This is a genomic window from Bradyrhizobium sp. BRP56 (genome assembly GCF_020194035.1).
Taxonomy (GTDB): Bacteria; Pseudomonadota; Alphaproteobacteria; order Rhizobiales; family Xanthobacteraceae; genus Bradyrhizobium; species Bradyrhizobium australafricanum.
Map to the genome: position 1 here is coordinate 111,992 of NZ_JADYVV010000021.1, position 8,942 is coordinate 120,933.

An 8,942-nucleotide genomic window follows, 5' to 3' on the forward strand; every position below is an offset into this window, starting at 1 on the left:
TCACCCCAGCTTGCCGGCAGCTTTCTCGAGCTGAGCCCAGGCTTCATCGCCGAACCTGGCTTTCCAGTCGGAGTAAAAGCTCGTCTTCGCCAACACATGGCGGAAGATGGATCGGTCCACGTCGAGGAATTGCATGCCCTTGGCGGTCAGATCGGCTCGCAGGGACTCGCTGAGCTTGGCGATGTCCGCCCGTTCGTCGCTGGCCGAGCGATCGAACTCGCGCGTCACGATTTCCTGCACGTCCTTCGGCAGCTTCTCGACGGCGCGTTTGTTGCCGAGGATCCAGTAATTGTCCCAGACGTGCCCAGTCAGGCTGCAAGTCTTCTGTACCTCGTACAGTCGTGCAGTCGCGATGATCGGAAGGGGATTTTCTTGGCCATCGACGACCTTGGTCTGCAGGGCGGAATAGACCTCGTTGAAATTGATCGGCGCCGGGCCTGCCCCAAGCGCGAGGAACAATGAAGTCAGATTCGGCGCGGCAGGCACCCTGAGCTTGAAGCCCTTGAGGTCTTCCGGTGTCTTGATCTCCTTGCCGGACGAGGTGATGTGCCGGAAGCCGTTGTCCCAAGGCTTGGATACGGCCATAATCGGCGTCTTGGCGATCTGAGCGCGGATGTAGGCGCCGAGATCGCCGTCCATCGCCTTCCAGACGGCATCGTAGTTTGGGAAGAGAAAGCCGAGATTTACCGTGCCGGCCGCCGGCACGAGCGTTGCGAGGATCAGAGAGGAAAGGTTGAAAAACTCGACGCTACCGTTGCGGACCTGCGTCAGAAGATCGGTGTCCGAACCGAGTTGATTGGCCGGAAAAACGTTGATCTCGAGACGTCCGCCGGTCGCTTCTTTGATGCGATCTGCCGCTTCCTTGGCGCGAACGTTGACGGGATGCGTCGGGTCTTGCCCGGTCGCAAGCTTGTAGGTGAACTCTGCCGCCGCGGCAGGGCGGGTGAGGACCGCGCACAGAGGAACGGCTACGCCGGCCAGGAGCAACTTGCGGCGAGAGATGGCAATCGGTTTACGTTGGGTCATTGCTTCCTCCTTGTTGATGCAAATTGATCGGTCGATCGGCACAGGAAGCCCTGGCCGGCTCTCGGGCGCCGGCGCGGGGCAGCGGTCATCGTTTTCCGCGGCGAATGCCGCGCAAGCGATGTTCTCTCGGTCGAGTTCGACGATTGGCGCTGCGCGACTAGCGCAGCCACCCCTTGATCTGCCGCGCAATTTCAGCAGTCGATATGCCGTAGCGGTCATGCAGCGTCGGAAGGGCCCCCGCGGCAAGGAATTCGTCGGGCAATGCGATCTGACGAAACGCTGGATAGATGCCCGAACGCAGCAACAACGCCGCGACGGCCTCGCCGAGACCGCCGATCACGGTGTGGTTTTCGGCCACGACCACAAGGCGACCTGGCTTGCTCGCTTCGTCTAGGATCGCTTGGTGATCAAGCGGCTTGATCGTCGGGACGTGCAGTACGGCCGCATCCACCTTGTCATCCGCGAGCACTTTGGCGGTTTCCAGAGCCCGCATGGTCATAATCCCCGAGGAGATGATCAGGACGTCCTGGCCGCCGCGGATCAGCGAAGCTCTCCCGAGCTCGAAGCGGTAATTGTATTCGTCCAGGACAAGCGGTACTTGGCCGCGCAGCAGCCGCATGTAGACCGGTCCTTTATGCGCCGCGATAGCGGGAACGATCTGTTCGATTTCGTGCGCGTCGCAAGGATCGATCACCGTCATGTTCGGGATCGCGCGGAACAAAGCCAGGTCCTCGGCGGCCTGGTGGCTGGGGCCGTAACCGGACGTAAGGCCAGGCAAAGCGCAGGCGATTTTGACGTTACGGTCTTCTTCGGCAATCGTCTGGTGGATGAAGTCGTATGCACGTCGTGACGCGAACACCGCATAGGTGGTCGCGAACGGCATGAAACCTTCGGCCGCCAGGCCCGAGGCTGCGCCGAACAGCAGTTGCTCCGCCATACCCATCTGGTAGTAGCGATCCGGAAACTGCTTCGCGAAGATGTGCAGGTCTGTGTACTTGCCGAGATCGGCCGTCAGCCCGACGACCTCAGGCCGGTTGCGGGCCAGTTCGACGAGCGCGTGACCGAACGGCGCCGGCTTCGTCCTTTGTCCCTCGGACGCGATCGATGCGATCATTGCCGAGGTGGTGAGCCGCGGTTTCCCGGGCGTGGCTGGGGTTGCTGACTTCATGACTTGTCTCCCGCATCGAGTTCCGCCAACGCGAGCTGCCATTCATGCGGCTCGACCCGGATAAAATGATTTTTTTCGCGCTGCTCCAGGAAGGGAACTCCCTTACCCATCAGCGTGTCGGCTACGATCACGCGCGGTTGCGGGCCGCTATGAGCGCGCGCCTCGTCGAAGGCCGCCACGACTGCATCAAGATCGTTCCCATCAACTCGACGAACGAACCAGCCGAATGCTTCGAGCTTGTCGACCAACGGCTCAAACCCCATCATCTGCTTCGAGGGGCCGTCGGCCTGCTGATTGTTGACGTCGATGATCGCAATCAGATTGTCGAGCTCGTGATGCGTCGCCGACATCATGGCCTCCCAACTCGAGCCCTCGTCAAGCTCACCGTCGGAGAACAACGTGTAGACGCGGCTATCAGAGCCCTTGCGCCTCAGAGCGAGGCACATGCCGACGGCGATGGCCAGCCCCAAACCGAGAGAACCTCCGGACATTTCCATGCCGGGCGTATAGGAGGCCATGCCTGACATCGGAAGACGGCTTTCGTCAAACCCATAGGTCTGAAGCTCAGCCTCGGGAACGATGCCCGCTTCTATCAGCGCGGCGTAGAGCGCGATCGCATAGTGACCGTTCGAGAGAAGGAAACGATCGCGTTCTTCCCACGTCGGGTCCTCCGGACGGACGCGCATCGCGTGAAAATAGGCGACAGCCAAGACGTCCGCGATGTCGAGCGCTTGCGCAATATATCCCTGACCTTGAACCTCGCCCATCCGCAACGCATTGCGGCGAATGTTGCGGGCGCGCTGCACCAGGGTTGGTGCGTTGGCGAGCGTTTTCGCGCTATCCATTTTTCTCTCCTTCGCTGAGCTAGTGGATGAGCATCCCGCCGTTGACATCGATCACGGCGCCAGTGACATAGGCGGACAGGTCAGAGGCGAGGAATGTGTAGATTCCGGCGACATCTTTTGCCTCTCCCACCCGACCGAGCGGGATAGTTTCGAGGATCTTTGCGCGCATTTCATCGGTGAGCTTTCCGGACGTGATGTCGGTGCCGATTAGGCCCGGCGTGACGCAGTTGACGCGGATTCCGTCAGCGCCGAACTCGCGCGCCATGGCCTTCGCGAGCCCGAGTACGCCGGCCTTCGCCGCTGAGTAGTGCGGGCCGCCGAAGATGCCGCCGCCGCGCTGCGCAGAGACCGACGACATGCATGCGATCGATCCGGCTTTGCGCTTTTGCATATGCGGGATCACCGCCTGAGACGGCAACAGTATGCCCTTGAGGTTGACGTCCAGGATCCGGTCCCAGTCGCCCGGCGTGATGTCGAGGAACTTCACCGGCTGGGTAATGCCGGCGTTGTTGATCAAGATGTCGATCTGACCGAACGCGCCGGTGACGATCTCGACCGCCTTCAAACAAGAGGCTTGATCGGCGACGTTGCACGCCGCTCCGATATGGGCGTCACCGAGACCCTGCGCGGCAGCCTGCGCGGCGGGCCCATCGATATCGAGGATGGCCACGCGAGCTCCCTCTTCCGCGAACCGTCTTGCTGTCGCGAGGCCAATGCCGCGAGGCGAAGCTGCACCGGTGATGATTGCCGTCTTGCCGCGAAGCAGCATTTTCGTCCTCCCTATTTGATGTACCGGACGCCGCTTCAGCGGCCGGCCTTCTTGACCGCATCTGGTACGCGCGAAGCATTTTCGGAACAAACGCGCAGTTGTCTTGGGTATGTGAATCTGGTTCACTCATGGGCATGCTGCTGTCGAGCATCCCAATCTCGGCCATTCGTGCCTTCGAAGCGGCTGCGCGCACAGGATCGTTCAGCGACGCGGCGAACGAACTGCATTTGACCCCCAGCGCGGTCAGCCATGCGATCCGCAAGCTGGAAGGCATATTGAGCACCACTCTATTCGAGCGGAGTGCGCGCTCGGTTCGGTTAACGCCCGCCGGCGAGAATCTGATGCGTCACGCCGGTGCCGCTTTCGACAACTTGCGGCGCGGCATCGAAGAGGTCGCGGGTCGCGGTCCACAACTGCTCAGGGTACATTGTGCTCCCAGCTTTGCTGCCCAATGGCTTGCACCGCGGCTGACGAAGTTTCTTGCTGCCGAGCCGCAATTGGAGGTACGCCTCGCGGCCAATACGGAATATGCCCGCTTTACGAATGACGACTTCGATCTCGACATCGTCTACGGCCAGCCGCGCGGCGATGGATTGGAGGTCGTTCCGCTACGTGAAGAGACGGTCACTCCGCTTTGCGCCCCCGGGCTTGCAAGGAAGATCCGCAAACCGAAAGACCTGCTGAATCAGGTGCTGATCCGTTCGGACGTGAAGCGCGTGCAGTGGCATCAATGGTTCGCGGCGAACGGACTGGAAGCGCCCGCCATACATGGCATGCGCTTCGATCGCAGCTTCCTCGCAATTGCAATGGCGTGCGGAGGGGTAGGCGTGACCTTGGAATCGACCCTTTTAGCCGAGCGCGAAGTAGCATCTCGCAGACTGGTGGCGCCACTGGTCGGTCGCTCCACCGACATCCGCTATGTTGGCCATCATCTGGTCTTCCCTCGCGCGGGCCGTCAGCGCCGCGCCCTGCGAGCCTTCGTGGAATGGATCAACTCTGAGCTCGCGCAGACCGACAAGAGTTAACGCAAGCTGGGTCACTCTGCGCTGCACGGACGACGTAGTGACCCACAATCGTAATAGAATTCGAAGAAGCCGGTTGCGTCGAGCGCCGATTGCCCGCCCACTGCCAGGAAGCGCGGAAGCTGCACATGGTCCTTTCGGTGTGTCAGGCCGGGGATGGTGCGCCGGACCCGTCCTGCCTTCCCGCGCCGGCCTGCAACAAAAGTGAGGTGTGACGGTATCTGAAGCGGAAGCCGGAGCCTTCAGATCGCAAAAGTTGATCATTCCATCGCAAAAAGTGCGTGGAACGTTGAATGATTGTACGGCTGCAACCATAAATCGTCACAGGCCTGCAGTTTCCTTGCGCGTGCATTCACAAGATGCGGGGAAATAGTGCAAATGTCAGGTGCGGACTGGAGATCAGAGCGCGCATATCACGATATCAAAAAGGCCGGGGCGGAAGACATAGCCTGGGAGTGGCTACGCCGCGATCGTGAGTATCAAGCAGACTTCAAGGCCCTCGGGAGCAAACAATCCAGCGCGACGGATCACTTCCGACGGAAGTGGGGGCTGACGTTTCGCAGCTGATCCGGAACAGGCGTTCGACCAACAAGCTGTTTTCTGGTCGCCCGAGGCATTGTCGACCGTGCTGACCATCCGCACGGCGATCTGCCCGACTGCGTCCAGGCCGTACGAACTCGATTTTGCCGACCCGGCCGGCTGCGAGCTTCGTGAGGCGCCGGATGGATGGCATGCTATCGTGCCCCTCGGAGGCGCGAGGCATCGGCTATGGGCTGAAAGAACTTCCCGCGAGCCGATCAATGGTTGCCGTTGACTTGCCGCTCGACCGCGACTTCGATCTCCGCTTGCAGACCGCGCACCGGTTCTGGCTGGCGTTGATGTCTCATTCCGGCTTCGCCTCCCGTTCTTAAAGCTATGGTCAGCATCCTTGACGCCCTGCGACACCCGCTTAGCCTGAAAGAGGGGAGACGGCCTTCCAGCAGCAACCACGATACCGTGTCAAATCGGCGGCGAGAACCGCCCGCCAGATGATCACGCTGCAGATGCTGGTCGAAGGCCGACCACGCCGTCGGTGCCGCGCAGAGCAGCCAGCCTGTCAGCGTGCTCAGCAGGTGTCGTCCCTGTCCCGGCGCTTTCGACGGAGCAAGTCACGATAGCCGCCCCGCATGAGATGCAATCCCGTCTGGACAAGGCGAATGGTCCGGCTGCGCAGATCGTGCGTTTTCCAGCCTCGATCGGGAATGCGAGAAAGACCAAACAGGCCTTGCGCGATCTTGCGATAGCTGTTGCCTTCCAACCACCCGTCCATTGCACGCAAAGCCAGGATATGCCGATGCCGGGTCCCGACCGATTGAGCGAGAGGGGGCCGCCCAAGAGGACGCTGTTCGAGCGATCGGCTGCCCGCAATGTCACGGCGCAGGCCAGCTATGTGAAGCGAAGATCAGGGCACGTTTCCAGACCTTGCAGCCATGCTATGCTCTCCCCCTCGAACAGCTCGCGTGTATCGGAATTCTTGCCAACTCCGGAATTGCGCGCGGGCTCCGGTTCAATCAGCTTCGGACCGGGCTGCAGCAGGCCTTGTGGTGCAATCAACCTGGAGCGCGCTCGGGATCGACGGATCAATCGGCCATCTGGCGAGATGACATCCAGGCTGATCATTCTGCGCCGATAAGTGCGCGCAAGCAGGACTGTTCATCCGTGGCGCAGACCACCTTGTCGTTTGGAGCAGGGTACAATTTGACAGAGGAAGGGTCGCAGTCCGTGGCAGTTGATCGTCGAACCTTCGCTGTGGGCGGGCTTTCTGCGCTTGCGGGCGGATATGCGCTGGTTCAACAGGGGCGGACCGCACCGGCCCGGAGCGCCGTCATCGCAGGCTATGTCGCCCCGTGGAAGGCCCGGGCAGGCGGTCCAGGCATCCGGACGATCCCGGTTCGCGAGCTGACCCACTTGATGTATGCGTTGCTGTCCTCAGTCCCAGGACAAAGGACAGCTGGGTGGACGGGATGAAAAGTCAGGATTTGGTCGTTCTCTTGAAACTCGTCAGCCTTCAGGAAGAGGAAAGGCAGTCCACGCCGGGACAGCCTCAGCCGCGCTTTCAGGGCGACGACCCGTATTCAGTTCGCAACTTGGAAGCGCTTCTGGGAATCAGCAAGACGGAGATAAACGCCTCAATCAAACGAAGTCTCTCATCGGGGCTTGCCATCAAGGACCGGAATACGGGGCGGGCAAATCCCAATCGCCGCAATCTGAGTATTTTATCATCCATGGCATGAAATTCGTTTTTCCGGCAAAGCCCGGCGCCATGACGCGCGGCATACCGACGGCCTTTGCAGCACCTATGCTTAAAAGCCTCTTGGTCAGTGGAGGAGAATACATCTACGTATGGCCGTTCGCGGATGGACACAACATCGGGCAATCGGTTACGCCGCTGTTTAGGAGCGTGCCGGAAGCTGTTCAGAAAGATGATCGGCTGTACGAATATCTGTCGCTCATCGATGCGATCCGGCTCGGCAATCAGAGAGAGGCAGGCTTGGCCGGGGAGCGTCTTTCCGAAAGGCTTTTAAAAAAATGACCACCGTCAAAGGTCAATTGCTTCAAATGCTACAAACGGTCGCTACGGCGCTGGGCAGCGAGCTTCGCGAACGGTTGGTGTTTGTGGGGGGATGCACGACTGCTCTCTTTATCACCGACGACATCACCCTTGAGGGTGTCAGAGCGACGGACGATCCTCATCGTCGACCTCGTAGGGTTTGCAGAATGGGCGAAATTGCAGGCCGAGTTGCGGCAGAAGGGATTTGCGGAGTCGCAGAACGATACGGTCATCTGCCGGATGCGGCTTGGGGATCTCAAAGTAGATTTCATGCCTGACGATGAGGATATTCTCGGATTCAGCAACCGCTGGTATGCGAAAGGGATAGAGACGGCGGTTACGGTGCCCCTTACCGATGAGCTGAATATCAAGCGTCTCAGCCCGGAATTGTTTGTAGCCACTAAGCTGGAAGCCTATCTCGGGCGCGGTCAGAGTGATTTGCTCATGAGTCGCGACCTGGAGGACATCCTTCTCGTCATCGATGGCCGGAAGGAGGTCGTGACGGAAATCCAGCAAGCCGACGCCGACATACGGCAGTTCATTGCCGAGCAATTCGCGCCGCTACTCGAGAATCCCGACTTTGATCATTTTCTCGCCGGCAACATCCGCGGCCCGGAAGGGCGTATCGACATCGTCCGTGAGCGCTTCGTAAGCATAAAGCCAAGGGGCTGGTGACTGAGATATGAATCGACGTCAGTTGGCTCAGCCAAGCCGGTACCAGGACCAAGTACAATCGAGATTGCGGAGGGGTCGGCATACGTGCCGAGGAGGCTTTATGCGTCGTTCTGGATAGTTCAACAAGCGGTCCCAATAGCGGAGAGTTCGCCCAGCAGATTACGCAGGAGCTGATAGATTGGTATGTCGCCGCCGATGGGAAGTTGACGACGGAAAACGCTTACTGCGCGCTTGCGACAGATTCATGAGATCGTGGCCAAATCATACCCTCGAGCTTCTGCCAGCTTATGATCGTGAATATCGGCCCAACGCGACGCTTGCTCTGTACGCCGGCGACTGTTTGCTGGGACGGCGTAACGACGAAAAGGGGCATTGAGTGGATGAGCCGGCCACATACGCTTGCCAGCGTAACCGGCGAACGTCCATCACGTCGATAGCCGGCCTTGCCGCGCGTCATCTCCTGACGCGTAGTTTTCGCGCCAGGGAATTTATGCTTCCCGAAGCCATCATGCCCAAAGGCGAAGGCGAGTTGCTGATAGCTACCGACGGATTCTGGGCAGACCTAGGTCCCGGCGAACAAATCCGCTTCATGGATGAGCAAGACGTTCCCATGGCAGCCGAAGGTGACGACCGAAGTCTCCTCCAATTTCGCCTCATAGGCAGCTCGCGGGATAGTGATATTCGTGGTCATCATGACAATTTTTACGTGAGAAGTACTTAGTCGTCCGTTAAGAAGCCGGATTGATCGAGGCTGGCCGGGCGAGCGTGCGCCATAGCTGGGCCAGGAACAGGCACAAGAGATATCTCAGCCAGGCGAGGATGCGGCGGAAGTTGTGTCCGACGGCTG

At 59.9% G+C, this 8,942-nt stretch carries 6 protein-coding genes and 2 pseudogenes; 3 read left to right on the top strand and 5 right to left on the bottom strand.

The window, feature by feature from the left end; all coding sequences use genetic code 11:
• The 4 genes from I6F38_RS17145 to I6F38_RS17160 form a co-directional block, all read right to left on the bottom strand.
• Complete coding sequence (locus I6F38_RS17145) at positions 1–1,026, bottom strand: TRAP transporter substrate-binding protein (protein ID WP_225161167.1); 1,026 nt, start codon at positions 1,024–1,026, stop codon at positions 1–3.
• 157 nt (positions 1,027–1,183) lie between these two features.
• Positions 1,184–2,194, bottom strand: a complete 1,011-nt coding sequence (locus I6F38_RS17150; RefSeq protein WP_225161168.1) for a transketolase family protein — start codon at positions 2,192–2,194, stop codon at positions 1,184–1,186.
• Positions 2,191–3,039, bottom strand: a complete 849-nt coding sequence (locus I6F38_RS17155; RefSeq protein ID WP_225161169.1) for a transketolase — start codon at positions 3,037–3,039, stop codon at positions 2,191–2,193. The genes I6F38_RS17150 and I6F38_RS17155 overlap by 4 nt, the downstream gene beginning before the upstream one ends.
• A gap of 19 nt (positions 3,040–3,058) precedes the next feature.
• Positions 3,059–3,808, bottom strand: coding sequence for a glucose 1-dehydrogenase (locus I6F38_RS17160; RefSeq protein ID WP_225161170.1), 750 nt, complete (start codon positions 3,806–3,808; stop codon positions 3,059–3,061).
• A 137-nt stretch (positions 3,809–3,945) separates the two neighbouring features.
• Between I6F38_RS17160 and I6F38_RS17165 the strand changes: the two genes are divergently transcribed.
• Positions 3,946–4,833, top strand: coding sequence for a LysR substrate-binding domain-containing protein (locus I6F38_RS17165; RefSeq protein WP_225161178.1), 888 nt, complete (start codon positions 3,946–3,948; stop codon positions 4,831–4,833).
• A 1,102-nt stretch (positions 4,834–5,935) separates the two neighbouring features.
• Here I6F38_RS17165 and I6F38_RS17175 read toward each other — a convergent pair.
• Positions 5,936–6,223, bottom strand: a pseudogene (locus I6F38_RS17175) (DUF2285 domain-containing protein); the annotation flags it as partial.
• Between the two features lie 610 nt (positions 6,224–6,833).
• Between I6F38_RS17175 and I6F38_RS17180 the strand changes: the two are divergent.
• Positions 6,834–7,402, top strand: a pseudogene (locus tag I6F38_RS17180) (hypothetical protein).
• 129 nt (positions 7,403–7,531) lie between these two features.
• Positions 7,532–8,095: a hypothetical protein gene (locus I6F38_RS17185; protein WP_346657116.1), complete on the top strand. Its 564-nt coding sequence runs from the start codon at positions 7,532–7,534 to the stop codon at positions 8,093–8,095.
• Positions 8,096–8,942 lie beyond the last annotated feature (847 nt).